This is a genomic window from Thermogemmatispora carboxidivorans (genome assembly GCF_000702505.1).
Lineage (GTDB): Bacteria > Chloroflexota > Ktedonobacteria > Ktedonobacterales > Ktedonobacteraceae > Thermogemmatispora > Thermogemmatispora carboxidivorans.
The window spans coordinates 3,888,184-3,914,581 of sequence record NZ_JNIM01000001.1; the positions used below are offsets into that span (position 1 = coordinate 3,888,184).

General features: G+C 62.0%; 14 protein-coding genes. 9 read left to right on the forward strand and 5 right to left on the reverse strand.

Annotation, left to right across the window (positions count from 1 at the left end):
• The first annotated feature begins 39 nt into the window (after positions 1 to 39).
• From N688_RS15260 to N688_RS15285, 5 genes are all read left to right on the forward strand, one after another.
• Positions 40 to 2,070, forward strand: coding sequence for a nitrilase-related carbon-nitrogen hydrolase (locus N688_RS15260; protein WP_052890082.1), 2,031 nt, complete (start codon positions 40 to 42; stop codon positions 2,068 to 2,070).
• 197 nt (positions 2,071 to 2,267) lie between these two features.
• On the forward strand, positions 2,268 to 2,891 hold the full coding sequence (locus N688_RS15265; protein ID WP_052890083.1) for a LutC/YkgG family protein: 624 nt from the start codon (positions 2,268 to 2,270) through the stop codon (positions 2,889 to 2,891).
• A complete protein-coding gene (locus N688_RS15270; protein ID WP_052890084.1) occupies positions 2,881 to 5,205 on the forward strand; it encodes an LUD domain-containing protein in 2,325 nt (774 codons plus the stop codon). Before N688_RS15265 ends, N688_RS15270 begins: the two co-directional genes overlap by 11 nt.
• 262 nt (positions 5,206 to 5,467) lie before the next feature.
• Entirely contained in the window at positions 5,468 to 5,908 is a 441-nt protein-coding gene (locus N688_RS15275; protein ID WP_052890085.1) for an HIT family protein, read from the forward strand.
• 443 nt (positions 5,909 to 6,351) lie between these two features.
• A complete protein-coding gene (locus N688_RS15285) occupies positions 6,352 to 9,441 on the forward strand; it encodes a GAF domain-containing sensor histidine kinase (protein ID WP_052890087.1) in 3,090 nt (1,029 codons plus the stop codon).
• Between the two features lie 272 nt (positions 9,442 to 9,713).
• On the opposite strand, the gene N688_RS22890 is transcribed toward N688_RS15285, so the two are convergent.
• The 4 genes from N688_RS22890 to N688_RS15300 all read right to left on the reverse strand — a co-directional run bounded on the left by N688_RS22890 (position 9,714) and on the right by N688_RS15300 (position 19,290).
• A complete protein-coding gene (locus N688_RS22890) occupies positions 9,714 to 9,884 on the reverse strand; it encodes a hypothetical protein (protein ID WP_156025447.1) in 171 nt (56 codons plus the stop codon).
• An 887-nt stretch (positions 9,885 to 10,771) separates the two neighbouring features.
• Entirely contained in the window at positions 10,772 to 14,458 is a 3,687-nt protein-coding gene (locus N688_RS15290; protein ID WP_052890088.1) for an AAA family ATPase, read from the reverse strand.
• A 308-nt stretch (positions 14,459 to 14,766) separates the two neighbouring features.
• Positions 14,767 to 17,619, reverse strand: a complete 2,853-nt coding sequence (locus tag N688_RS15295) for a DUF4012 domain-containing protein (protein ID WP_081838893.1) — start codon at positions 17,617 to 17,619, stop codon at positions 14,767 to 14,769.
• 216 nt (positions 17,620 to 17,835) lie between these two features.
• On the reverse strand, positions 17,836 to 19,290 hold the full coding sequence (locus tag N688_RS15300) for a DNA polymerase Y family protein (RefSeq protein ID WP_052890090.1): 1,455 nt from the start codon (positions 19,288 to 19,290) through the stop codon (positions 17,836 to 17,838).
• 346 nt (positions 19,291 to 19,636) lie between these two features.
• Between N688_RS15300 and mscL the strand changes: the two genes are divergently transcribed.
• Entirely contained in the window at positions 19,637 to 20,113 is a 477-nt protein-coding gene (mscL, locus tag N688_RS15305) for a large conductance mechanosensitive channel protein MscL (protein ID WP_202901935.1), read from the forward strand.
• 391 nt (positions 20,114 to 20,504) lie between these two features.
• Positions 20,505 to 21,044: an adenine phosphoribosyltransferase gene (locus N688_RS15310; RefSeq protein ID WP_052890092.1), complete on the forward strand. Its 540-nt coding sequence runs from the start codon at positions 20,505 to 20,507 to the stop codon at positions 21,042 to 21,044.
• A gap of 313 nt (positions 21,045 to 21,357) precedes the next feature.
• On the opposite strand, the gene N688_RS15315 is transcribed toward N688_RS15310, so the two are convergent.
• Positions 21,358 to 21,666, reverse strand: coding sequence for a GlsB/YeaQ/YmgE family stress response membrane protein (locus N688_RS15315; protein ID WP_081838894.1), 309 nt, complete (start codon positions 21,664 to 21,666; stop codon positions 21,358 to 21,360).
• Positions 21,667 to 21,908: 242 nt separating this feature from the next.
• Between N688_RS15315 and N688_RS15320 the strand changes: the two genes are divergently transcribed.
• Together N688_RS15320 and N688_RS15325 are read left to right on the forward strand one after the other, a co-directional pair.
• Positions 21,909 to 23,270, forward strand: coding sequence for an MFS transporter (locus tag N688_RS15320; RefSeq protein ID WP_052890093.1), 1,362 nt, complete (start codon positions 21,909 to 21,911; stop codon positions 23,268 to 23,270).
• A gap of 576 nt (positions 23,271 to 23,846) precedes the next feature.
• On the forward strand, positions 23,847 to 26,225 hold the full coding sequence (locus N688_RS15325; protein ID WP_162179571.1) for a DUF4129 domain-containing transglutaminase family protein: 2,379 nt from the start codon (positions 23,847 to 23,849) through the stop codon (positions 26,223 to 26,225).
• Positions 26,226 to 26,398 lie beyond the last annotated feature (173 nt).

Genomic DNA, 26,398 nt, shown 5'->3' on the forward strand with positions numbered 1-26,398 from the left:
CCAGCGCCGCCTGCTCAATCACGCCTGGAGCTTGCAAGCATGAGTACATCCGCGTCCTCCTTTACCAGGTACCGGGTCGCCGCTATCCAGTACGAACCCACGCTGGGCAAGAAGGAGCAGAACATCGGCGATCTGTTGCGTCTCGTCGAGGAGGCCGCCCGCCACGGCGCGCGAGTGATCGTCCTGCCAGAGCTGGCTACAACCGGCTACTGCTGGGAGTCGCGCGAGGAGATCGCCCCCTACGTCGAGCCTGTCCCTGGTCCCACCTGCCTGCGCTTCGCTGAGCTGGCCGCAGCCTATGACTGCTACATCGCGCTGAGCCTGGCCGAGGTTGATCCCGAAAGCGACGTCTACTACAATACGACGGCTCTGCTTGGCCCCCAGGGCCTGCTCGGCAAGTATCGCAAGCTGCACTCATACATTGTTGAACCACGTTGGGCCCGCGATGGCGATCTGGGCCTGCCGGTCTGGGATACGCCGCTTGGACGCCTGGCAATTCTGGTCTGCATGGACGCGATGTATTTCGAGGCCGCACGCCTGGCCACTCTCCGCGGGGCCGATGTCCTGCTCTTCCCCTGCGGCTGGCTGGACGAAAAGTGCCCCAGCAGCTGGTGGATGCTGCGCGCCTTCGAAAATGGCCTCTACCTGATCGCCGCGAACCGCTACGGGCGCGAGCGCGGGGTGCAGTTCAGTGGCGGAAGTTGCATTCTGAATCCCGATGGCTCAATCCAGGCTTACCGCGACGATGGCGAGGGTATTGTCTACGGCGAGGTCGATCTGGAGCGCTGCCGCGCCAAGCAGTGGGGACCCTCTGGCGAGGAGCCGGTGGGCGACCGCCTGGCAGACCGCCGCCCTCATGAATATGTCTCGCTGGTGCACAATACCTATCTGTGGGAGCCGCTGCGCTTCCACGGTCTCTATCATTCCCACGAGCTGCCGCCCGGCCAGCTCTCCTGTGCCGCCTTTGTCCAACTTGAGCTGCGCGAGGTGCTCGCCGCGCCCGAGAAGGAGCCAACCGGAGCCACGGCCTCGACTTCGAACGAGGAGCGCCTGGAACGCCTCCGGTCTCTGGTGCGCTCGCTGCTGCGCGTCCATGAGCCTGCCTATCCCGATGTCCTGGTCCTGCCCGAGCTAACGCTGCCAGGGCCAGTCGATCCCTCTCTTCCCGAGTTCGCCGCCCGCATGCGCGCTGGGGCTATCCGCGTACCTGGCCCCGAGATCGAGGCCCTGGTCGCCCTGGCTACGGAGTTCCAGCTCAGCATTGTGCTGGGGGTCGCTGAATGCGCATATGCCGATAAAAACGCTGAGCCAGCCTATTATAATACGGTGCTGCTGCTCGATCCCGAGGGAGTGCACGGGATCTATCGCAAGCTGCATCTGACGCGCGCTGACCGGCGTTGGGCCAGTCCGGGTAATCTGGGCCTGCCAACCTTCGATAGTCCGGTGGGGCGCATTGGCCTGGCCACCGGCTACGATGTGCTCTTTCCGGAGACGCTGCGGGTGCTGGCTGGTAAAGGCAGCGATCTCGTCTGTGCGCCAACGCTGCTCAATTTCCCTAATCCCAGCGGGCTGGGGCCAACGGCCATACCCTTCGGCCCCCACGTCGCTCCCGAAGGCTACGATCCCTGGCATTTCCTGCCCTGGCGTATCCGCGCTGCCGAGCATCATGTCTACTTGACGATCGCGAACTGGAGCGGTGAGGCCAGCGGGGTCCGCGCTAACGGCCTCAGCGGCATCTTCTCGCCTTCTTGTGCCAGCTATCCCTGGCACGAAGTGATCGCCGAGGAGGGTGAGTCGACGCTGATGCTGATGACGATCGATACGCGCGAGCAGCGCACCGGTCGGCGCTCGACGACGCTTTCGCCAGCCTACATGCCCGGTGATGTGGCCGGCTCCTTGACCGGCGAGCTGGCTTATGATATCCGCGAAACCATCCCCGGCAACGTGGTCCGCGCCAAGCCACTCTTGCGCAAGCGTCAGCCGCTGTGGTACCTGGACCTGGTGCGTTCTGCTGTCGGCGCGCCCCCTTCCGCCCCGACAGCATCGCCCGCTACGCCAGTCACGCGCTGACCAGTGAAGGGATCAGGGCCTCACCGTCTTCTTGCTGCCTGCCCGCCTTGCGGCACGTCCAGCAAGTCGGTCGCTGGTCACGCGCCAGATCTCACGGCTGGCGTGCCGTTTTTTCTGGCGGGCCTCAGCCTGAGTGATCGCTGCGATCTGCATCAGTTGTCTGTCTGTCTGTCTGTCTGTCTGTCTGGTTGCACATAATGAATAATAGTTCAGCTTTATTCGCTCAGTTCCAGCGCCGTCTGAGCACCGCTGGCGGCGTGGCCCACTGGGCCGAGGACCTGGCCCAGGCTGCAGAGATGATCGCTACTCATCCCGCGCTCGCTGAACAGCGGCTGATCATCCCTCCTGCTTTTGCCGCCTGCCAGCCCTGGGGCGCTATCCTGCCGCTCCTGAGCGCGCGGGGCATTCGTCTGGAGGAGGCGGAGACCCCGGAGCGTATCGCCGATGCCCCGGCTGGCCTTTCTTGTGCCGCCCTGGCCATCGCTGAGACCGGCTCGGTCTTTCTGGCCGATAATGCCCTGGCGGCGCGCATCGTGGGGATGCTGACACTGACCCACTTCGTCCTCGTCTCCGCCGGGCAGCTGGTTCCCCTCCTCGACGAGGCGGCCACGTTGCTGCAAACCTTCACTCGCCCGGGTCCTCAGCAGCAACACTATATTTCCTTGGTTACCGGCCCCAGCCGGACCGCCGATATCGAACGGACGCTGACGATCGGCGTGCAGGGGCCACGGGCGCTCTGCGTGATCGTTGTCGCCAGCCCTGCGCCCGGTGATCGTTCCCTTTCTATCCAGGAGGCAAAGGACAAGTCCGATGAGCCATAAAGAGCAGTCTGCACACGTCCAGCTCCTCGCCGCCCAGAGGAGCGCTACGGAACCTGCCTCGGCTGTCCACGATGTTCATGCTATGCCCCCGTTTGCGGAGCGCCTGCAGCGGGGTCTGAGCGATGAGCATATGCATCGCGCTCTGGAACGCTTTGCCCCCAGCTGGCGCCAGTCGCGTCAGGCGCTCTTTGAGGCAGCGGAGACGGAGTACGGTTCCGACTACAGCTTTGCCAACCTGCGCCAGCGCCTGCGCTCCGCCAAGGATGAGGCCATCGCCCATCAGGAGGAACTGGTGACCCGCTTTAAGGAGCGGGCTACAGCCGCCGGCGCCGTGGTCTACGAGGCCCGCAGCGCCGAGGATGCCAACCGCTATATTTACGAACTGTGCCGCCACAAGGGCATCACCCTGGTCGTCAAGTCCAAGACGATGGTCAGCGAGGAGATTGAGCTGAATCACTATCTGGAGGAACGCGGCATCAAGGCCGTCGAGACCGACCTGGGTGAGTGGGTGGCCCAGCTTGACCATGAACGCCCTTCGCATATGGTGATGCCCATCATTCATAAGACCCGCCAACAGGTGGGCGAGATCCTCAGCCGCGCTACCGGACGCGAGATCTCGCGCGAGAATGTGGCCGAGCAGGTGGCGGTCATTCGCCGCGAGCATCGCCAGGCGTTCTTGACCGCCGGCATGGGCATCAGCGGCGCTAATGCCCTCATCGCCGAGAGTGGCACAGTAATGCTCAATACTAACGAGGGCAACGGGCGCATGGTCACCTCGCTCCCGCCAGTCCATGTGGTGCTGGCCAGCTACGATAAGCTCCTGCCCACTTTCGCCGACGCCATTACACAGATTCGCTTGCTGGCCCGCAGCGCCACGGGCCAGCCCATGACGAGCTATACGACCTTTATTACGGGACCAGACCGGCCCGGCAAAGAGGTCCATATCATCCTGTTGGACAACGGACGCAGCGCTATGCGCGCCGACCCGCGCTTCAGGGAGGCTCTGCGCTGCATTCGCTGCGCCGCCTGTGCCAACATATGCCCACCCTATCAGCAGGTGGGTGGCCACGCCTTCGGCTACATCTACAGCGGTGCCATCGGCCTGGTGGTGACCCCCTTCCATCATGGTCTGGAAGCCGGCGCCGGCCCGCAAAGTCTCTGTGTGAGCTGCAACGCCTGCGAGACCGTCTGTCCTGTGGAAATCCCTCTGCCATCCCTCATTTTGGACGTGCGCAGCCGCGTGGTGGCCAACAAGGGCCTGCCCTGGCTCAAACGCCTCATCTTCGGAACCCTGGCCCGTCCACGCCTCTTCGGTCTCCTTACGCGCCTGGCCGCCCTCGGCCAGTGGCCAGCCACCCTGGGTACGCCCTATGTGCGCTACCGCTATCTGCGCCTCTTTGAGCGTCTGCCTGGTATAGGCCCACTGGCGCGGTTGACGCGCTGGCGCAGCCTTCCCGCGTTTGCGCTCCGTCCCCTGCGCGACCGCGTTGGGTCCCGCGCCAATCTGGCAGGAGCTCGCCAGGAGAGGCGTCGCCCCGAGGAGCTGACGGTCTGCTACTTCGCTGGCTGCATGACCGATCGCCTCTATCCCGAGATGGGCGAGGCCGTCATCCAGATCCTGGAGCGCTGCGGCCTGCGCGTAGTCTTCCCACGCGCTCAGCACTGCTGTGGCCTGCCAGCCCTCAACTCGGGCGACCGCCAGCATGGCGCGGCAATGGCCAAACAAACTGTGCGCATGCTGGAGCGCGCCCTCGACGAGAGTGGGGCAGATTACATTGTCTGCGCTTCCACCAGCTGCGTCGTGACCCTCATCCAGGATTACTTGCGCCTCTTCGAGGACCTCCAGCTGCAGAGCTGGCTCAACCGCACCCGCGCCCTGGCCGGGCGCATCATGGATTTCACCAGCTTCCTGCTGCGGGTGCTGGTAGCTCAGCAGCGACTGCCAGCCCTGCGCCGTCCCGCTTCTGGAACCGCCCCCGTTGTGACTTACCACGATTCTTGCCAGTCGTGCAACTGCCTGGGCCTGCGCACCGAGGCCCGGCAGATTATTCGCGATGTGCTCGGCCTGGAGCTGCGCGAGATGACGGACTCCGACGTCTGCTGCGGCTTCGGCGGCTCTACTTCAATCGAGCACCCAGAGATCGCCGAGCGCCTGCTGACGAGAAAGCTGAGACACGCCGAAGAGACTGGGGCCACACTGCTGGTCTCCGACAATCCCGGCTGCCTGATGCATCTGCGGGGCGGGGTTGATGCCAATGGCCTCCCCCTGCGCGTGCTGCACCTGGCTCAACTGGTAGCTGAGTACCTCCCCTAGCCGTCTCTGTCACGAGAAGCAGAGCATGCAGGCCGTTCTCCTGGTGAGCAAGCGCTTGCCAGCGGGAACGGCCTTCCTCGTCTTGCGCCTCGGGCATAATTGCATTACAACGACCCGCAGAGTATACTGTTAATGCAGTGAAGCGAGAGCGAAGACTCTTCTTCTCAAGAGTGCTCTCCCCTCTCCAAAGCAGAAACTATTTTTTAGCGAAATTGGAACGCAACGCCTGGCCAGACTGGCGTTGTGGGAAAGGCGGTCAGCCGTGAGCTGCATCTTCTGTGAGATGATCAGTGGAAAAGTCGAGGCCAACTTTGTCTACCAGAGCGATGAGGTAGTGGCCTTTTTGAGTGAAGAGCAGCCAAATCCCTACAAAGTGGTGGTCGCTCCGCGCAAGCATGTCGAGACCATCTACGACCTGGACGACCAGCTTGCCGCGCGCATCTTTCAGGCTACCGTTCACGTGGCTCGCGCCATCCGCCGCGCGAGCAACTGCCCCGGCTTGAGCCTGGTTCAGGCCAATGGCCAGGCTGCTCAGCAGCGCGTGCGCCACTTCCATCTCCACTTGCTACCTCGCTTTCCTCACGATATGGCCCTGGGGCGCGTCTTTCTGCGCTGGGAGGGCTGCCCTGCTGAGCGCCGCGAGCTGGAACGGCTGGCGGCAGACCTCCATGCCCAGCTCTCTCAGCAGGGTCATTCCTGCTAAGTCTCATCGGGCCAGGTGACCGCGCTCGCGCTCCTGTGGAGGTGGGCAGGCCGAATCGCATCAAAGCCGCGCCTGCCCCTGAGTTATCACCCTCGCCCAACAGCTTTTTCAGGCCCACGAGTCAGCTACCATTTTCTCTCCCCTTACTATCTCTTCCGCCCAATAGATCGTTGTTTGCCAGCAAACGGGCAGAGCCGTAAATAACCTGATAAGTTATTCCTCTGTTGGCGCAATGTTCCTCATCCTTTTCGAAAAAATGCACCACTTAAATTTATCTATGATATACTATGTTCATCCCTACTCTCTACTCCGGCCTGCCACGCGCAAGCTGGAGCCTGTCATGGTCAATCTTCTGGCCGGCGAGGCCGACCAACCGACAGGCGAGCACGTCGGCAGGCAAGATTCGGAAGAGAACTAGCAAGCCAGGACGGCAGGGACACGCGATGAGAATGGTTGTCACGAAGCGTCTGACGCCCAGCTACCTTCAGCGGCTCTACCGCGAAAGCAGCCTGGAAACGGGAGCAGCGGCCCTCACAGTCTTCTTGAGCCTTCTCTGGATGGCGCTGCGCCTGGGAGGCAGCCAGGCTACCGCCCTTTTTGCCGATGCCATGTACAGTCTCTGCGCCCTGGGCGCCACCGTCCAGGTCGCCCTTACCGTCTGGCGCAGCCGCTATGGTCCTTTGCGCCTGACCGCTCGCTATCAGCTTGCCTGGTCGCTCGTCACTATCGCTCTGCTGCTCGACGCCCTGGGCGGTCTACTCTACTTCTATCGCGATTGGACAGGACAGGCCAACACTGTCCCTTCTCTGGCAGACTTCGCCTTCTTGCTCAATTATCTGCTCGTGATCAGTAGCCAGCTCCTCATCTTGAGCGATTTCAAGCTGAACCGCACCGTGCTCCTGATTTTGCTGGATTCGTTGATCACGACGCTCTGCCTGCTGGGAGCTATCTGGTTCTTTCTCGTCGGCCCATCTTACGCTGCTCTGCGCCAGAGCGGTATCGATCCGCCTACGTTGGGGATCAGCCTGAGCTACCCCTTTCTCGATCTGCAGATCGTGCTCGCCAGCGCCATGCTGCTGACCTTGGCCCACGTGACACGGCCTCTGCGTCCTTCGCTGCTGCTCCTCATCATCGGCGCTTGCTCTCTGCTCTGGGCCGATAGCTGGTATTGCTATCTGGTGCTGCACCAGGCTTACGTCTCAGGCACGCCCTACGTCGATACCGGCTGGCTCATTTTCTTTGCTTCGCTGGGCTTGACTGCTTCCTGGCAATACACCAGACTCGCCCAGCACGCCTATCACCAACAGGTTCCGACCCGGGACCTCAGCCAGGCCCTGGGAGCGGCCAGGCGGGCCGCTGGCGAAGAGGAGTCCCTGACGAATAACTACCCTGCCGACCATGTGCTGCTCTTCCAGAGCCTGCTGATCTACCTGCCGTTCACGATCGAGATCGTCCTGACGCTCTATTCCAGCCTCATCCATGATGGCACTCGGGCGGCCTTCCTCGATACGTTGACGGCAGCGGTGGCCATCTGCCTTTTTCTGCGCTATCTATTGACCGATCGCCAGAATAGCGCGCTGCTGCGCGAGCGCGAGGAACGGCGTCAGGAGGCTGAACGCCTGCGCCTGCTGACAGCTCAGCTCAGCGAGATCCTGGAGCTGAATCCTTTGCTGGAGCGCATCGTGAGCCTGGCCCCCACAGCCCTGGGCTGTGAGACGGCCCTGCTTCTCATTCAGGAGAAGGCTCCCTTTCCTGAGATGCCAGCCAGCGTGAAGGTCTATGTCGCCACTCTACCCGCCGGGCAGGTGATTCTCTGGCGCTTTGAAGGACAGCGCCTCGAGGTCTGTACCATTCTCCAGCCACGTGAGCTGGAGGTAAGCTGGCCCGTCATGACCCCCGAGCATCTGCCCGAGGAGCTGGTGGCCTGGTACACTCACATGGGCATCCGCACGAGCCTGGTGATCCCCCTGCTCTATCAAGAGAAACACCTGGCGAATTTGATCTTCTGCAGCCGCTCCGATCACTCGTTTTCACCAACGCAGAAGGCAACGGCGCGCGCTTTCGCCGAGCAGGCCGCCACCGCGCTCGAACATGCCTTTCTGTATCAGGAGGCCCGCGAGCAGGAGGCCTTCGCCCAGGCTCTGGCCAATATTGCAACCCGCCTCAATTCGGCCATTGTCGAGCCAACGGAGATTCATCAGATTATCTGCCGCGAGGGCGCTAACGCTCTCGATGCCGACTACGTCTTGCTCTATACTCCCGACCAGCATGGCTGTCTGCTCCCCCAGGCTATTGCGGCCAGCGCCAGCGAGCCATCGAGCGAGCTGAGCGAGTGGCCGGTGATCTACGAGCACGAGTACGAGGCCCAGGCCCTGACCTCGCCCCAGCCCGTGCTGATTCCCTTGACCCACTTTTATCAGCTTGATCCGCCGCAGCCAGCAGTCTCGCTGGCCCTCCAGGCCCGGGTTGCTGTCGTGGGGGCAACAGCCTGGTCGCCGCACCCACCACGACGGCAACGCATGCATCGGGCCCTCTCCTTGCGCGAGATGCTCGCCAGGCGCTACGTCCCGACGGCCATCCTGGCCCCCCTATTCTCGCACAATGTCGCTGTCGGCCTGCTGGTCCTGGCCCGCTCTCTGCGTCCAGGTACCCAGGAACGCCAGCCCCTGGGTCTGCCCGATCTGCCGCGGGCTCAGGGCTTCGCCGAGCAGGCCGCCGTTGCCTATACCAATGCCACGCTCTACCAGCAGCTGCGCACTGCTCACCAGCAGCTGCAGGAACTAGACCAGCTCAAGGATCAGTTCATGATCACAGCCTCCCATGAGCTACGCACCCCCTTGACCGCCGTTCAGGGCTATCTAGAGCTGCTGGCCCAGTACGATGAGGTCCTTTCTCCTGAGCAGCGCCACGAGTTCTTACACAAGACACGCCTGGCCTGCGACGAGCTGGTGCTCTTGCTCAATAACGTCATGGACGCCAGCCGTCTAGAGGTCGATGCTGGCATTCGCCCGGCCCATATCGAGACGGTGGCCGTTGAGGATATTGTGCAGAGCGTTGTCGATATGATGGAGCCGCAGCTTACTCAGGAGGAACGGATCGTCTATCTGGATATTCCTCCCGACCTGGCAGTACAGGCCGACCCGGTACGCTTGCGCCAGATCTTGCGCAATCTGGCCATGAATGCGCTCAAATATTCGCCGCCTGGTACGCCGATCACCTTCCGCGCTCGCACCTCGCTGGATAGCACTTCGCTGCGACCCTGCGCCTTGATCAGTGTCAGCGACCGTGGCAAGGGCATCCGTCCTGAAGATCAGCCGAAATTGTTCCAGCGCTTCGTACGCCTGGAGAGCGACGTCAATAGCCCGGTCCGTGGCTCTGGCTTGGGTCTTTACATCTCACGCCGCCTGGTAGAGGCGATGAGGGGGAAAATCTGGGTGGAGAGCAGCGGTGTGCCGGGGGAGGGAGCAACGTTCACTATCGAGCTTCCAGTGATGAGCAACAGCCTTAGCCAGCCAGTTCAGCATCGGGAGTAGCTGTACGGCCACATCCTTGCTCCGATAGCAGCCCTACCCCTGGGTGCCTCACCCTCTCTTCTATGGAGGGGCTAGCGCCCATCTCGCTCGTGAGCTCCCAAGAGGGATAGAGTATCCCTTCTTCAGGTGCGCTGAGGGAGGCATGGGCAGGCAGCGGAGAAGGGCACGCCCTTTTCGCTCTTTGTTGCCCTTCCGTCTAACCCCTGATCATCCAATGCGCTAAGCTGATCCCTGGTCCCACTCGCTCGCCCGCACCAGCCTCACACCCTCGCTTACTTTTTCTGCTCTTCCCTGGCAGCAGTGGCTTCTGCCTGCTTCTTCACCAGAGGCGGCACATGCTGCTCGCAGAAGCGGAAGGTCCGCCCGCCGGAGAGCAGCTGAGCATAGGCTGCCGGCTCGCCGCAGGTATCGCAGCGGCCCACATGTGTTTTGACTGCTTTCATGAGAAAAAAAGAGAACCTCCTTACCGCGGTCTATAGGCAGGTACCGGCGCCACTCGCCGCGCACTCTCAGCGCGCGCGAGAAGGGCCAACGTGTACCGATCTTCGAGAGGATTGCCACCCTATATGATACCACACCGGCGCGCCCTTCGCCTCTCCCTCCTCTCAGGGCAGAAAGCTCAGCCAGGATCTTGTCTTATGTAAGAGTGCACCAATCTTCTCTAGCCGGGCCAGCCCGCGAGCGATTTCGCAGTGAGGGGCAGGGAGCTACAATGCGGGCAGCTTGTGCAACAGCGCACAGCAAAAAGCGGGAGAAGGTGCACAGAGAAGGATCTTCCGGGCAAGCCGGGCTGCCAGTGAGAGGAAAGTGAGCATGAAGTGGGAGGGAGTAAACTAAAGATAGTGGTGTCGGGTCACCTGTGGTGATCGTCTGGGTGCCAGCGTGCTCGTTGAGCCGGGCGCCTTCAGGCCAGCACGCCCGTGTACTCCGAACCGGAGGCCGTTGAGCCGCGCCGCGCCGCGGCGCCCGGGGAGCCCAGGACAGGCTCGGGGTATGCTCTGCTGCGTGCCACAGCAGAAAGCCCATTGAGCCTGACCCTGCGCGAGGCTGCAGCGCAGAGTTCCGGCCCTGGCTGGTTGAGTCGGGCGCGGCCCTGCAGGCCACGCCGACTGGCTCCGAGCCGTGAGACGATCACCACACCACTCTTAGCTACCGTCCCTGGCCAGCCGTCGCAACTCTACCTATGTGATCGCCTGTCCTGGCAGGCAGGACCCGCTGCGGACCGCTGTCATCGTCAGTCCTCCTGATGTGTGCCCGCTCTCTCCTCTGCTTCTCTCGTTGGCGCAGGCAGCGCCCGTAGCTCTCGTGCGTCCCCAAGCTGGCCCGTGTCTCACGGGTCGGGGCAGGGGGCAGCATCGGCCTCGATAGTCATCTCTTCTGACGCTGAGGCGGTGGGCGTTGGCGTTGGGGCCAGCGTCGGCCCCTCTCCCGGTTCGCGTACGCTGATCTCCAGGTGGCCATCGACAGCGGTCACATGCACCACACCTGGCTTAGGAATATTGCCCATGAGAATGCGCAAACTGAGCGGCACGGTCAGCAAGCGCTCGATGGCCCGGCGCAGAGGGCGCGCTCCCTGGGTACGGCTGAAGCCCTCTTTACAGAGCAGATCGATGGCACTCTCATCGGCCTGCAAAGTCAATCCTTGCTCTAGCAAGCGTGAAGCCAGCTCGTTCATCTGCAGGCGCGTAATCGCCCGCGCATGCTCCTGCGTCAAGGGGTGGAAGATGACCACCTCGTCGATGCGACTGAGAAACTCGGGGCGGAAGGTCTGGCGCAGGCGCTCCATCAGCTGCTCGCGCTGCATCTCCTCCAGTGAGGTCTTACTGGCAGCGCGGAAGCCACTCGGGAGCGAGCGCCCTAGCATATCGGTGCCGACGTTAGAGGTCATAATCCAGATTGCATGCTGGGCGTCGACCGTGTGTCCCTGAGCATCGGTCAGGCGTCCGGCGTCGAAGACCTGGAGGAAGAGATCAAAGACCTCGGGATGGGCCTTCTCTACTTCGTCCAGAAGGACAACACAGTGCGGACGGCGGCGCAGCTTGCCGGTGAGCTGGCCTTCCTGGTCGTAGCCGATGTAGCCTGGCGGTGCGCCAACCATGCGCGAGACGGCGTGCTTCTCCATGTACTCCGACATATCCACACGGATCAGATATTCGTCGGAGCCAAAGACCTCGGCGGCCAAAGCCCGCGCCAGCTCGGTCTTACCAACGCCTGTCGGCCCCAGGAAGAGGAAGACCCCCGCGGGACGGTTGCGCGGCTTCAAGCCGGCCCGCGCCACCTGAATCGCCTGGGTCACGCGCCGAATGGCCTCGTCCTGGCCAATGACACGCGCCCTCAGCCGGCTCTCCAGGTTGAGCAGACGATCGCGCTCCTCGCGGCCCGGCGCATTCACCGGGATACCGGTACGTGCCGAGATCACTTCGGCCACGGTGGCCGCCGTGATCACTGGCTCCTCGCCCAGCTCATCACGATTGTCCTGCTCGACCGATTCATCTTCTACCCAGAAGACCCGCGCCTGCGAGCACGCCTCATCCAGGACACTGCAAGCCTTGTCGGGCAGGCGCAAGTTGGGCAGATACTGGACCGAGAGATGGACGGCGGCCTGGAGAGCCTCCTCAGTAATGCTGACATGGTGATGCTGCTCGTAGAGTTCACGCATGCCCCGCAGAACCTGCAGCGCCTCCTCCGGTGACGGCTCCTCGATCATGATCGGGCGCAGGCGACGCTCCATTGCGGCATCCTTCTCGATCATGCGGTACTCTTGCGGGGTAGTGGCACCAATACAACGCAGGCGGCCTCCAGCCAGGGCCGGTTTGAGGATGCCGGCGGCGTCGATGCTGCCATCGGCGGCGCGCCCGGTACCGATCAGCAGGTGCATTTCATCGATAAAGAGGATGATATTGCCGCTGTTCTCTGCCTCCTCCAGCACTTTGAGCAGCCGCTCCTCAAATTCGCCGCGGTACTTGGTGCCGGCCACCAGTGAGCTGGCCGACAGCTCGATGAGGCGCTTGCCGCGCAGCTCCGGTGGCACCCGGCCCTCGACGATGCGCTGAGCCAGGCCCCCGACAATGGTCGTCTTCCCCACGCCCGAGTCGCCAATCAGGATCGGGTTATTGCGATCCTTGAGCATCATGGTCTGCATCAGCAGGCGCAGCTCTTTCTCGCGTCCAATGAGCGGGGGCAGCTGCTTGAGACTGGCCTGGCGCGTCAGATCGCGGCCCAGGCGCTCCAAGAGCGAGTTGCCGGCCCGCGGCACTGGCTCGGCCAGGCTGAAGCCGGCTGGCATCTCTACCGCTGGCGGCTGATGCGGCTCCGCGGAAGGAGCCAGCTCCAGCAAGGCATGAGCCTCGCTCGCCATGATCAACTCGATCAGCTGCTCGGGATTGATGCCGATCTGGGTCAGCAGATTGTGAGTCACGCCATCGCCCTCGCTAAGTACAGCGCGCGCAATGGCGCGTTCGTCAATCATGGTGGCCCCAGCACTGATGGCATTGCGCTCAGCGGTCAGCAGAATCTCTTTACAGCGCCGCGTCGGCAAGATCGGCGTGTCGCTGGTGGCCTTGCCGCTACCCAGGGCGCTGCGAATGACATCGCGCACCTGCTTGGGCGAGAAATTGAGGCTTCGCAGAGCATCCTGAGTACAGCCCCCATCAAGCTTGGTCAGAGCGATGAAGAGATGGGGCGTCCCCAGGTAATCCTTGCGCATGCGCCGCGCTTCCGCCAGAGCGATGCTGAGCACCTCCTCCAGGAAGCGCCGGTCAAGGGCGTGTGACGAAGATGGCAGCGAGGGGATCAGTGGCTCTTCCTCCTCTTCAAAGATATCAACGTAGTCGGCGGGATTGCGCTCGGGCAGACCAAAGCTCAAACGCAGCAGCGGGTCACCGTAGAGCTGGAAGGAAATCCAGGCCGCCTGCTCAGGCCGCCGCTGGGCCAGTACAGCGCGACTGCGCCTGACCGCCTCGCCAATAGCCACCCCATCGCTCAACTCCTGATAGAGCAGGACGGCGAACTCCCGAACGCGCGCGGTCGGCAGAGGCCAGCGCAGGACGATGATCGCTCCCGCACCGGCATCGACCAGGCACCGGGCCAAACGCTGCAGCAGCTCCTCACGCTCCGGCTGGCTGATAGACCCCGCCCCCGGGCCCGGCGCGGGCAGTCCCCCACCCCCACGCCCCCCCGGGCGCTCGCCTTCGTAGTGACTGACAAAAATCAGGGGACGCCGCGGTAAGAGCTGAAAGAGCTGGGCCGCCGCCTCGCCGTCGAGCCGCGAGCTGCCCGCCAGGGCCAGCGCCGGCTCACCTGCCACTAGCAACGGCCCCACTCCGGCATAGTGAATGATCTGCGGCGGCTCGCTGCTGATGCGCATGCGCATGTCAAGCTGGTTGGCTTGCTGACGATAGAGGATCGTGCGCCCAATGGCTTCGGGCAGGGCAGTGCACAGCGCAGCGACCTCCTCTTCTGCCACGCTGCGCTCACCCGTCGGATTGACGAGGAAGAGGATGGAGAGACCCACCTGGTCGCGCCTTCCCATTTTGCGCTGCATCCGCTCCGTCAGCGGCGCCAGGCGCTCTGGCCGCGCCTCGCCCGCTAAGCGGCTCACGCTCAGCCGCTGACAGAGAAAGGAGCTTGGGCGGATGCTCCCATCAAAGCAGAGCTCCCAGGGGATTTCGGGAGCGTTGGTCTCAAGCACAAGGGGGAGATCAAGATGCCGCAGCGCCTCCTGCAGCGGCAACGGCAGCAGCTGCTCAAAGAGAAAGCGCCCCAGAGCCTGTACCGAATCGTTCACTGCGCCCAGCTTCATCGTCTGGCGCCTGCTCTCGGCCAGAGCCTGCGTCTGCATGTATTGAGTCACGGCCTGCAAACTGCGCCTGAGCCGCTCTTTCAGCTCAGGGGTGATCTCCGTGACATAGTCGCGCCCTTCCTTGCTACCTTCCCTGGCAGAATACTCAGGCAGGTCAAGCCGGAAACGATAGACGCTTTCAGTGCGTATGATACTCAAGAGCGCCGGCAGTTCCATGAGTTCTTCTCTTCTACTATCTTCCCAGATTAGCTAGCCCTGAGAATACAACCTACTGCAAGAGCAGTATATCCCAAGCGTGAGTCGCTGGCAACAGGAGCTTTCTTCGCCTTCTCACCACACCAATACAGGAGTCTTCCACATTTGTAGAACGAGCATACTACATGCTGTATGATTGGTCAAGCTTTTCAGCATTTTAGAGACGTTACGGTGATCAAGGCTTGCTCACCGGCGCGGCTGGCTCTTCCACGCCACGGCTGAGGCTGCCCTGCTGGTGAGCAAGCCTGAAGCAGAGTCGTGGGCAGCGGCTATACGCCGAGGCGTGGGTAGCAGCTGCTCGGGGTGCCTGCCGTCTGCCCGTGGCCCTGGCTGCTGCCAGTGGACAGGCTACGTGGCGTGACGAGCAGGTCGCTGGTCAAGAGGGTATCGACATGGGTCCCGGCGAGATTGAGCTGGCTGCAAGGATCAGGTGGCAGAATGGTGACATCCAGCTCCGGGTAGGTGCCCGCCTGGCGCTGGACCAGCAGGGCATAGTGTCCCTTGTTGAGAGGAGGCACATACCAGGAGAGGGTCACGGTCATGGTGCAGTTCTTGGGCACCACGACCCAGCCACCGAACATGGCCCGCCCCGGCACATCGCTGACGGTGTTGGTCGGTGGCCCCACTTTGTCCAGCGGGTGCCAGTCGTTCGGATTCTCGTCGCTCAGGGTCGGCGAGGCTGCCCCTGGCTGATATTGCCCCGACGGACACATCAGCTCGTCGTGCGGATAGACCACGGTCGCGTTACAGGCCGGCAGCGGCCCCCCGCAGAGAGGAATGCCACTGTCGAAGCCGTCGCCGCTCAAGAATTTGCTGTTGGGCGGGACATAGATGCGTACATAGTCGCGATAGGTGTCGTAGCCATACACCGGTCCGGTATCGGTATAGGCCAGACGGAGCTGAAGATAGTGGGTGGCTCCGCCATTGGCGTCCAGCGTTACAACATCGTGAATGAGCGTCCGCACATACTGCGAGGCTTTGGTGGCGTTCAGGTTGGCCTGCACAATATAGAGGCCATCGCGGCTGGTCGAGCGATCCATCTGGGCCCCATAGCCGTATTGGATGAGCAGCTGCTCAACGTGCGGATCGGTGACGTAGATTTGGATGTCTTTGGTCTTGAGGTCATAGAGGGCCTCATGGGCAATGGCCAGGATCTCATCAGGAGGGGCATGACGCACACGGTCGAGCAGGGTCTGAGCCAGGCGCGAGGTGAAGAGTTTGCGCGCCTGACCAGAATCATCGACATGCTGAACAATCTGCTGCTTGCGCACTCCCTCGCTGTCAAGCTGGTAGTAGTGGAGGCGATCTTCGAGATTGAGGGCCGTGATGGTCTCGTTGTAGCCCGGCACGGTGATCGGGCCAATGATCTGCAAGACGTGCTCGATGAAGAAGGGGGTCAGAGCAATGACTCCGTCAACATGCCGCCCTACTTCATGCTGATAGGTCTGGACGGCTAGTTGCCCAGTGGTGGGGAAGTCCGCCGAGAGGTTGGAGTCGCGCAGCCCCCAGTTAGCAAAGGGCCACCAGGAGCGATACGGCTCGGGGGCTAGCTGGCCCAGGGTCGGACTGCCAGAGGTGTATTCGACAAAGGAGATGTCTTTGAGCGAGAAGGGGGCGATGCGGCCCGCGTTGATGGTCAGCTCACCATACTGGCCGGTGAAGCCGCCGGATGGCCGCAGCTCAGAGCGATCCATCGTCTGCACCAGATAGGTGCGCGGCTTGTCTACTCCCAACAACCAGCCAGCGGCGTCGAGCAGCTGGCGCGCCTGGCCCAGGCTCTGCTGGAGAACGGGAAGCATTTGCAGGAGCTGCTGCACCTCCTGCCGTTGGCTGCTACTGAGGGGCAGAGCCGCCAGTGAGAGACTCTGACTCTGGGTCCCGATGTCTCGCAATGAGGGCATGATGTCGTCTATGGTTCGTCCGAGTAAAGTGAGCATGTCCTGGGTTACCAGCGGCTTGCTCGAGTTGCTGAGGAGCGGGCCCTGAAAGTGTGGGGCCAGGCTCTTGGCCACCGGGATAAGCTTGAGGCCGATGATACTGACGTCCACGCCGATCTGGGCCGCGGCTCGGGCAGAGCTGACTTGCAGCTGATAGCGCGGAAAGAGCGAAATAACAGTGTGGATGAGGGCAGAGTGGTCAATGGTGTCTCGCGCCTCGGCAAAGGATTGCCTGGCCTGCTGCAGCTCCTGGGCAGCCTGGTTGAGTTTGCTGGCATCGAAGAGACTGGATGGATGGGCTTTAGCGCCGTTGAAGATGGTCTTGAGGGCCAGCAGGTGCTCAACACCCGCGGAGGCCTGCCCACGAAGGGCGCTATAGGTTAGATAGGCTTGCACTCCTATGGCCAGCCCACCGACAATGGGTAGAGCGATGCCTAGCAAGAGGATCACAAGGAGCACAAGGGCCTTGAGGCGTTGCTTCCCTGCCCCATAGCGCGCCTGCTTCCAGAGGCGCCCTGGCCAGGCGGGAGGACGTAGACGACGGGCGGAAGGGCGCCGCGCCCCCACTTCTCCCCTGGCCACCCTCCCTTCTTGTTGTTGCTGAACCTGGGGAGCTTGCTCCTGGGCTATCAGCTGCGTGGCTTGCCGCCCTTCTTGCTGCAGGGTAGCCCCGCCTGGGGTCGCCAGGGGAAGCGTTTCGGCATCGACCAGCGGAGAGGGCGCAGGGGTCACCGTCGCGGCGGCGCTGGCCAAAGGCAGGGTCTCGGCTTCGCTGAGAGCAGCCTTGTGCACTTCCTCCGCACGCTTGTCGGCTCCGCTCCCGGTCCCGGGCGCGACTGACTCTGGTTCCGGCTTGTCAGTACTGTCTGGGAGCACCGCGGGAAAGGCAACCGGGGCCGGCCCGGCACGCAGCAGGGAGGACCAGGCCGCAGCCGCTCGCTCGATGGCAGCCCGCGCCTCATCGCTAGCGCGCTGCTCCACGGCCCTGGCCTCCGCCATACTTTGCAGCTCGATCGTGTCTTCGTCCGCCAGACTGCTCGCCTCTGTCGCTGGCTGTACGCCTTCTCCCTCTCCTTTCTCTGGGGAGGCAAGAGGGCCGATCAGGGCCGACTCTTCCTGCGGATTGAGCTGATCGGCTGCTTCCTCGCGCTTTGGATGATTGCTATTGATAAGCATATCAGACATGGATTACCTCAGAAGAACCCTGGGGAGCTTGGTCTCGATATATACAAATTTATTTTCAGATACCGGTGATAGGGTTTTGAGACAGCGTGGTCAGAAGGGTAAGAGAGCTTCCTCTCTCCCTGAGTATAACGTATGGTACATGGGCAGTGTTGCTTTTTCTATCAGGGGTCCTGTTTCGCCCGGGGAAGCAGTCACCCGAAGCGGCGAGTCGGCGGGTCAAGCCTGGCGCTCGCCATTGAGTCTACGTGTGGTCAGATCCAGGCGCCGCGTTGGTCTGCCACGGGCGCGGGCGGCGGGTGGATAGTAAGGGGTGGCAGCAGTGATGATATCGCCGATGCGCGCGAGGATCTGCAAGTAGCGTGTACCAGAGCGATGATAATGGGCGAAGAGCATCAGTAAATGATGGATGAGAATATCGGCTTCATCGGTATGGCGCTCCAGAGTGATCTGTCCGCCAATGGCCCCCTCACCCTCGCGTAGCATGGCCTCCTCACCTTGTTCATCAGAGAGCAGATGGCGCGTCTCCTGGCGTGGGCGGGCCGGCCAGAGGAGCAGGGCTACGACCCGCCCCTTGAGGCGCTGCTCGCGCAGGCGTCCGGCCAGATAGCCGCCCAGTTTGTGGATCGCGGCGCAGGTTTCGTCGGCATCGGCGGCGTGCTGGAAGCGAATGCGCGCATTCTGGCTCAGTGGCGGCGCATCGGGGATCACCAGGCTGTGGTCTTCACCTTGAGCCAGCTGATGGAGCCAGCGCCCCAGACGGCCTAGGCGGCGCTCCAACCCTTCGGGAGAGAGAGGGGCCACCTGTGCAAAGGTCGTGATGCCGAAGTCGCGCAGATGAGCAACGAGCTCGGCAAGCGCTTCAAGGTCAAAGCGCTCACCCCGGCCTTCCAGTTCGGAGCCACCGGTACGCAGGCCCGCACCTTCTCTCTCGCTCTCGTGCCCACCCGGGAGGCCAGGCTCGCTGCCATGTAGCTGAAGCAGCAGCGAGAGAGGCAGGGACTGAACAAAGGAGGCCTCACGGCCCGGTGGGATATAGAGGATGCCCTGGCGCCCGCCTTTGCGACTCATGAGCGCGGCCAGCTCGGCGATGGTTTTGCCGTTGGCAATGCCGATGAGGGCCGTCAGACCAAGGGCGGCTATGTCACTGCTGAGCTGCTGGGCCAGGAGAATCGGTGAGGTAACGGGCTGAGGGCTGCCACTCAGGTCGATAAAGGCATCGGCCAGGGGGACAGACTCAACGATATGCGAATAGGCTCGATAGCGCTCGCGTAAGCGCTGCAGAACCGGCTGATAGCGCTCGTAGGAGGCCGGCAGGAAGAGGGTGCGCGGGGCCAGACGATAGGCCCGGCGCAAGGGCATGCCAGGGACAATGCCCAGGCGCACCGCGGCAGGAGAAGCGTCGATGACGCGCCCTGGCTCGTTCGGACGCCCCGTGCCGGTCCCTACGACGAACGGCAGACCATGCAGCGCGGGATTGGCCATTTCCTCCAGCGTACAATAGAAGTGCCGAATGCGGACATGCATGATTCCTTGACGCAGGAGAGCCTGCTCCGAGATCGCCCCTCTCTCTGTCGACGAGGCCGGCCCTCCCATTGGCCCACGTGGAGGGCGCTGCGCTGCCGCATCTCCAAGGATTGACGGCTTCAACGTCCCTGACTGATCGTGCTCCATAGTAGCCTTCTGCTCAAATTAACCTCTCCCAGTTTAGATTATACGCTACAAATGGGCTATTGCCAGCCCTTTCTTCAGCCGGGTTGATCGGCGCTCCCCTCCTGACTGGCCTCACTTCACCTCCGCCAGCTCTTCCTTGGAGCCACTGCAGCGCACGGCTGGTGCTCTTCGTAAATTGCTACCTCGCCCCGTTCAGCTCCACCAGAAAATATGGTAAGCTGTTCATGAGGCGGATGCGCCTGCCTGAACTGGGCCGCTTCCCTGCCTCCTGCCTTACCGGCAGCGAGCGCTGGCAGCTTGACAGATGCGGTAGATTGCGCACGCTCAGATTGGAGGGTAAGACACGATGTCTATGCTTCAAAACGAGACGTTCAGTAGAGTGGGAAAAGGGGCAAGAGAAACGTTGGGCGGCTTCAAGGCCTTTATTCTGCGCGGCAACGTGGTTGACCTGGCTGTTGGTATCGTCATCGGCGCCGCTTTCACTAACCTGGTCAATGCCATCGTCAGCGGACTGATTACCCCTTTGATCGGCCTCTTTGGCGGCTTCGATTTTTCTGGTCTGAACGCAGGCCGCTTCGCCTTCGGGACGGTCATCAATAGCGCCGTCAGCTTTCTTATTGTGGCGGCGGTGCTCTATTTCCTGATCGTTTTGCCAGTCAGCAAGCTGATGGCTCGCCACAAGAAGGGCGTGCCAGAGGAGAGCGCTACGCGCGAATGCCCTTACTGCTTGAGCAGCATCCCCGTGGGGGCCCGCCGCTGCGCTTACTGCACCTCGGAGCTGGGCCACAGTGAGCCTTCTTCAGCTTCGGTGGCTGGCTCTTGAGACTCGCCCTTTCATGTTCGCCAGCTCAGCGAGCAAACGAGCAAGCGAGTGAGGACCCCAGCCGGATCTTCTTCTGCCCTGCTTGAGAGGGGAGTATTTTCTGTCTCCTTCCTCGCCTGGCAGGAGATTCGTGCTATACTAATCTACGGAATCCGAGGGCAATGCCAAGCGTGTGATCAGGCAAACGCAGGTCAGAGAAAGACCAAAGCTGGGCAGGGGCCGCCTGTTTGGATCAGCCTGGCCCAGCGGCGGCCTGGCCGCGAGCAGCGCGGTGGACCGGCGTCGCCTGGTCACTTCTGTGCTAGGCCGGTTGTGGATTCGCTAGGCCCGCAAGCCCTGGAGAGGCGGCCTGACTTAGTTCTTTGTTGAGGAAGGAAACGGAGCGCTTAGGATGTCATCGTCATCTGCGTCGGGGCCACTACGGCTGGAAGACTGGATTAGAGATATTCCCGATTTCCCTCAGAAGGGCGTGCTCTTTCGCGATATTACCCCCCTTCTGCAAAATCCCGAGGCTTTCCGCGCCGCTATCGATCGCCTGGCAGCCCATTACTCCGGTGCAGGCATTCAGACCGTCGTTGGCGTCGAATCCCGAGGCTTTATTTTCGCCGCCCCCCTGGCCTACTTGCTCGGCTGCGGCTTCGTCCCGGTGCGTAAGTTTGGCAAGCTGCCAGCGAAGACGGTCAGCGTGGAGTACGCTCTGGAGTACGGGACCAACATTGTAGAGATGCATACCGACGCCATCAAGCCAGGCGAGCGAGTGCTGATCGTCGATGATCTGCTGGCCACCGGAGGGACCGTCTCAGCAGCAATGGAGCTGGTCGAGAAGCTGGGTGGCCATATTGCCGGCATTGCTTTTCTGGTCGAGCTGACCTATCTGAAGGGCCGTGAGCGCCTCAAGGGCTACGATGTCTTTGCTCTGATTAAGTATTAGGGAGGGAGGGTAACGAGCCAGCCGGGCCGGAGCGGAGAGGAGCACCCAGGACCGCGAGACGTGGAGCCAGGGGCCCTACGCTCTTCTTTCTTCTCTCCGCTCACCCTGCTTCAAGGTCGCCAGACGAGTGGGGAGCCAGGACGCTTCCCAGCAGCCTCCGCTTCCACTCCTGGAGGATAGGAGTGATCCTTTCCTACGTGCTTTGCCTTGCCTCTACCAGCCTGCTCCCCCGCTTACTGCCCTGCCTGGCTATCTGACTGGCCGGCTGGGCGCACACAACTGCTGTCAACCACGCTCACCGCGCTTTTCGGTATCAGCTAGAGCGTCGCCCTCCCACAATGAGTTCAACGAGAAGCAAGAGCAGGGAGGCCCCAAGAAAAGCAACCAGCGTCGTCCCCAGAAAGTGAAAGGTCTCGTTGATGCCTAGCAGGCTCATCAAAAAGCCGCCAATGACGGCCCCTACCAACCCGATACAGATGTCGAGCAGACACCCCAACCCGTGCCCACGTACCAGCTTTGCCGCCAGGAAACCCGCTATCAGTCCAACCAACAACCAGGCAAACAGCTCGCCAGGATAGAGGTGAACGTGTCCCAGACCCGGGTGAAAGCTAATTCCATCCATTATGAAAGGCCTTTCTCTCCTTCTGCTGATGTCTTTGCGCTGCCGGGTGCCGCAGGCCGGCGCAGGCTCATTCACAACCGGCCAGAATGCCCCGTCTTCTCGGCGGGCGGGGGCAATGCACAGGACCCGGGCAACGGTTGCCACTGCTCTCGCGGATATGATACCCTACGAAGGCATGGCTCTTTCTTTTGCTTTTCTTCTCCATTCCGCTCTACGTATGAGGACGATAGGAGTCGCAGACGATGTCTTCCAGGCCCGATCTCTCTCAGGACGCCACTCGCTCCACCAATAGCACGGGAGATGGGCCGCCGGGCAATCCGCAGGGCAACCACAGTAGCAGGCTGCACCTCTTGACCTGGTTGCAGCTTCCTCGCGATGTCTACCTGCTGCTGTTCTATACCCTCGGCAAGGGCTTTCAGCTGACAATTGGGACGCTTGATATCAATTACTATGCCCATAGCCTGGGCTACCAACCGGATTTCATTGGGCTGCTGAGCGCCATGCCAGCGCTCGGCTCGCTGGTCAGTGCGGTCCCTAGTGGGATGTTGGCCGATCGGCTGGGCTATAAGCCTGTACTCCTGGCTTCGGCTTTGTTGACGCCTCTCTTTCTGGCGCTGATCGGCCTGAGTTCTACGGCCCCTCTCCTGCTGCTGGCCGCCTTTCTCCAGGGGGTGGTCTCCACCGCTTTTTGGGTAACGAACATTCCTTTGCTGGTCGAAAAGACCAGCGAGGAGCAGCGCGTGGGAGTGCTGGCCCTCAATAGCTTTTTGCTTCTGGGCGTGGGCGCCCTGGGCAATCTGCTCGGCGGCGCTATTCCCGAACTGGTCGCCGGCCTGCTGCAGGTGAGCGCCAATAGTGTTCTGGCTCTGCGTTGGGGTGTGCTGAGCGCTTCATTGGTGAGCGTGCTCTTCGGCCTGCCCCTCTGGTGGCTACAACCCACGCCACCCCGGGCCTCTCGCCGTACCACGGCCCCGGCCACCAATGCTTCGGCCTCGCCATCCTCCAGGGAGCCCGCCCCTGCAGAGAACAGGGAGCGCTTCCCTCTGGCAACCTTTGCTCAGCTCCTGGTGCCCGACTTGATCTTCAATATGGGCGAGGGGGCAGTCATCGCGCTGATCCAGCTCTTCTTCGTGCTGCGCTTCGCCTTGCTGCCAGGTCCACTCGGGCTGATCTTCACGATCTCTGGCCTGGCCGGCGGCCTCTTTTCGCTCACGGCCCCGCTCTTCGTGCATCGTTGGAGCAAGATCAACATTATCACAGCAGTGATGTATGCCAGTGCACCTCTCATGCTCTTGATTGGATACTCTCCTACCATGTTGATCGCGGTGCTCGGCGAGTACGCTCGCTCGTTCCTGCGCCTGCTCATTGAGCCGGTCTATACGGCCTTTGCAATGGAGCAAGTCCCTGAGCGCTATCGCGGTACGCTGAGCGGCTTCTATTCGGTAACCTGGAGTATTGGCTATAGCCTGGGGCCAACTTTGGCCGGTTGGTTGCAGACCTATGTCAACCTCTCCGCCGCCTTTCTCTTTGCGGCTCTTTGTCTGGTAATCGCGGCCAGTCTGCTCATGACAGCCTTTGGACGTCGGCCCGCGCGCCTGAGCTAAGGCCAGGGCCACCCGACCGGAAGGAGCAGGAGCAGGAGCCGTAGAAACTCGCCGCCTCTCTCTCGGAACGCTGGACAAGGCCAGCAGATAGATCAGAGGCAGTCGGCCAGAGAGAGTTTCTTCCTGTTGCTCTGCGGCCAACGGTGACAGGAAGACCAATTTTAGGGTATCATTAGAAAGGGTTCATCGACGGAAAGGAGCCTGCAGCAGGCAGGTGCCTTTCTCTTCTCTTGCTGCTCGCATGAACAGTACTTTCTCGTTCCTCTTGCTCGAGTAGAGGACGGGAGAGAGAACGGAGTCTTTTGGGGCACGCAGGTTCATGCCTGGCATCCATCATGGCATTCGTTGGGACAGGAGCCATTCGTCATAGACCCCACGCCTCAAGGCGTGGGCTGGCGGTGATCTCCCAATCAGGACGGGTATACGATACGCAAGGAGGGAGCAGCGCCTCTTCCCCAGGCATAAACGCTGGGGCTGCCGGCGCTGCGTAGTTTGGTGATGAAACCAGGTCAGGCTGCTTCTTCTCCTCTTGCAGAGGCCGCCCGCAAGCGTGAGCCTTGGGAGGTGGGGACAGAGGTGAGGAGGGGAGCCAGCGTCAATGGCTTCCGTCCAACGCTGGCGAGCACGCCCACGGGTCCTGAGTCTGTCGCCCCTGCTACGCCACCGCCAGCTCGCTCCTCCAGGTTCGCACTGGTCCCGGCAGAAGGCTGGTGGCCACTGGTGCTGGTGGCCATTGCGCTCTTTGCTCTGGTGCTGGCGGTCCTCTCAGCCAATTGGGTGGCAGGAACCTGGATTCTGCTCTGGAGCGCCCCTTTGGGCTTGCTAGCCGGCTTCCTGGTGGCTAAGAGCCACTCGCTGCCCCAGCCGCTGCTTCATCTTGCGGCTTTTTTCTTCGGCTACTGGCTGGCTTTTGCCCTCACGGCGAGCGCCGCCCTGCATACTCCCTGGACGATGCTGCTCAACGACCTCCAGGCGGTGCTGAGCAGCGGCAGTGGTGCCGGCCTGGCTGTGGTTTCCAGCGAGCATATTTTTCTGCTGTACCTCTGTTTCCTCAGCTTCTTTTTGGGTTACCTGGGAAGCTGGCTGACCTATCGCGCACGCCTGCCCTGGTTGGTCGCCTTGACCTATTGCTCGATTATGCTGGTCAATCTCCAGTATAGTCGCCAGGCTTCGCCCCTGCTGCTGCCAGTCATGCTCGGCGCGCTCTTGCTTCTGATCGGTCATCTGCATCTGACAACGCTGCTCGACGACTGGCATAGCCTGGGCCTGACCGCCGATCGTTCCTGGCTGCGCTCCCTGCTGAGACGCAGTCAGGCGCTGACTTCCCTGCTCATGCTCTTGTCCCTGCTGCCTGCGTTGCTTCTCCCTCCGCTCATGCAACCAGGCTGGGGAAGCCGCTTGTGGCAAAATGTCGATGCTTTGGTTGGCAACCTCCTTCATCAGCGCCTGATCGGCTCAGGGCCAGTCACTCAGCTGCCCTCGCTAGATGCCACTGTTTTCTTTGGCGATCGCTTGACGGTCAGTGGCTCGGTCTCTTTGCCAGCGGGGAGCGTGCTGGAATATAGCGGCAGCGCTGCGCCAGCCTATCTGGAGGCGGTGACCTACAACCAGTTCGATGGCCATAGCTGGACGTCGAGCACGCAGACCTCGGCCACTCGCTTTGCTGCAGGTCAACCGCTACCGGCTGATACGGCTTCCGGCCACTACCGTCAGGTCAGCGCGCAGATCCACCTGCTTCAGGTCCCTCAGAGCCAGCGTCACTATCTGTTCGCCCCTCCACAGCCAGCTCGCTTCAGTGTACCGGTCGTGGTCTACGGCAAGGGTCTGGCAAGCGCCTGGACTCAGCAGACGCCACTGCATCCCGACGAGCGCTACACGGTTTTGGCGCGCGTGCCGCAAATCGATGCAGCCGCCCTGGCGCGCGTCCCCTTGCTCTCGGCAGATCCGGGCTTCTGGCAGAGCGATCCAGCCCTGCCAGTTCTGGAACGCGACTATCTGCAGCTGCCAGCCAGCCTGCCTCACAATCTGATGCAGACGGCCCTGGAGTGGACGCGAGGTACAAGCAATGCCTTTGAGGCGATGCAGCAGCTGGAGAGCCACCTGAGCGATCCACGCCAGTTTAGCTATTCGATCACTAACCCGCCGATCCCTGCCCATAGCGATGTGGTGAGCTGGCTGCTCCAGACACATACCGGTTATTGTACCTACTATGCCAGCGCAATGGTGGTGATGGCTCGCTTGCTGGGCATGCCAGCACGCATCGTGGTGGGCTTCAGCCAGGGCCATTTCGATGCTGGACGTCAGGTCTGGGTGGTCAATGGCAGCGACGCCCATAGCTGGGTCCAGATCTACTTTCCAGGCCAGGGCTGGATCGACTTCGATCCGACGCCCGGCTTCGCCCTCGGTCCAGCCTTCTCAGGAACCCCAGCCCCTTCGTCCTCGCCTTCTGTATCCAATGGTGCTTCTCCTACGGCGAGCAGCCAGCCTAATCAGAAAGGCTCCGTCACGCCTCCGACAGCCGATGGCCGCGCAGAGACTCCCCGCGACCCTCTCCAGCAGGCTCTCTCTTTCCCCTGGCTGCTGCCAGCGCTGCTGGCTTTCACAAGCCTGGGCCTGCTGCTCGTCCTGCTCACTGGCATAAGCAGCAGGAGACGTCGGCTCGCCTCTCAGCTAAGCCCCGTGGCTCGACTCTTCTGGCGACTGTGCCGCCTGGCAAGCCTGGCCGGCTTCCGACCACGCTCCTGGCAGACACCGTACGAGTATAGTGCCCGCCTGAGCCACGCCATGCCCGAAGCCGCCCTGCCGCTGCGTCGACTGACCGAGCTATTTGTACGCGAGCGCTGGGCCCCCCCCTACGAGCTGGCTGGCGCTTCCGACAGGTCCGACGAGCTGGAAGATCTGTGGCCGCCTCTGCGCCGCGCCCTCTGGCGTCTCTGGCTACGCCGCTTGAGCTGAGGTCTCCACTACTACCTCTTTTTTCCATTATTTGATTAGTAGAGGCAAATTTACCGCCATATGTTACCAAAGATCGAATAAAACGTCCTCTCAAATAGAAAGTGTGCTGAAAGCAGCAGCAACGAGAACGGTGGTTGAGGAAGTGGAAGTGGAGAGGAGATCTGAGCGAGGCA

What these genes read in the sequence shown, in the direction of transcription:
- N688_RS15285 (WP_052890087.1), top strand. Translation starts at nt 6,352, where the DNA reads ATGAGAATGGTTGTCACGAAGCGTCTGACGCCCAGCTACCTTCAGCGG.
- N688_RS15295 (WP_081838893.1), bottom strand. Translation starts at nt 17,619, where the DNA reads ATGTCTGATATGCTTATCAATAGCAATCATCCAAAGCGCGAGGAAGCA.
- N688_RS15300 (WP_052890090.1), bottom strand. Translation starts at nt 19,290, where the DNA reads ATGGAGCACGATCAGTCAGGGACGTTGAAGCCGTCAATCCTTGGAGAT.
- N688_RS15260 (WP_052890082.1), top strand. Translation starts at nt 40, where the DNA reads ATGAGTACATCCGCGTCCTCCTTTACCAGGTACCGGGTCGCCGCTATC.
- mscL (WP_202901935.1), top strand. Translation starts at nt 19,637, where the DNA reads ATGTCTATGCTTCAAAACGAGACGTTCAGTAGAGTGGGAAAAGGGGCA.
- N688_RS15310 (WP_052890092.1), top strand. Translation starts at nt 20,505, where the DNA reads ATGTCATCGTCATCTGCGTCGGGGCCACTACGGCTGGAAGACTGGATT.
- N688_RS15320 (WP_052890093.1), top strand. Translation starts at nt 21,909, where the DNA reads ATGTCTTCCAGGCCCGATCTCTCTCAGGACGCCACTCGCTCCACCAAT.
- N688_RS15265 (WP_052890083.1), top strand. Translation starts at nt 2,268, where the DNA reads ATGAATAATAGTTCAGCTTTATTCGCTCAGTTCCAGCGCCGTCTGAGC.
- N688_RS15315 (WP_081838894.1), bottom strand. Translation starts at nt 21,666, where the DNA reads ATGGATGGAATTAGCTTTCACCCGGGTCTGGGACACGTTCACCTCTAT.
- N688_RS15290 (WP_052890088.1), bottom strand. Translation starts at nt 14,458, where the DNA reads ATGGAACTGCCGGCGCTCTTGAGTATCATACGCACTGAAAGCGTCTAT.
- N688_RS22890 (WP_156025447.1), bottom strand. Translation starts at nt 9,884, where the DNA reads ATGAAAGCAGTCAAAACACATGTGGGCCGCTGCGATACCTGCGGCGAG.
- N688_RS15270 (WP_052890084.1), top strand. Translation starts at nt 2,881, where the DNA reads ATGAGCCATAAAGAGCAGTCTGCACACGTCCAGCTCCTCGCCGCCCAG.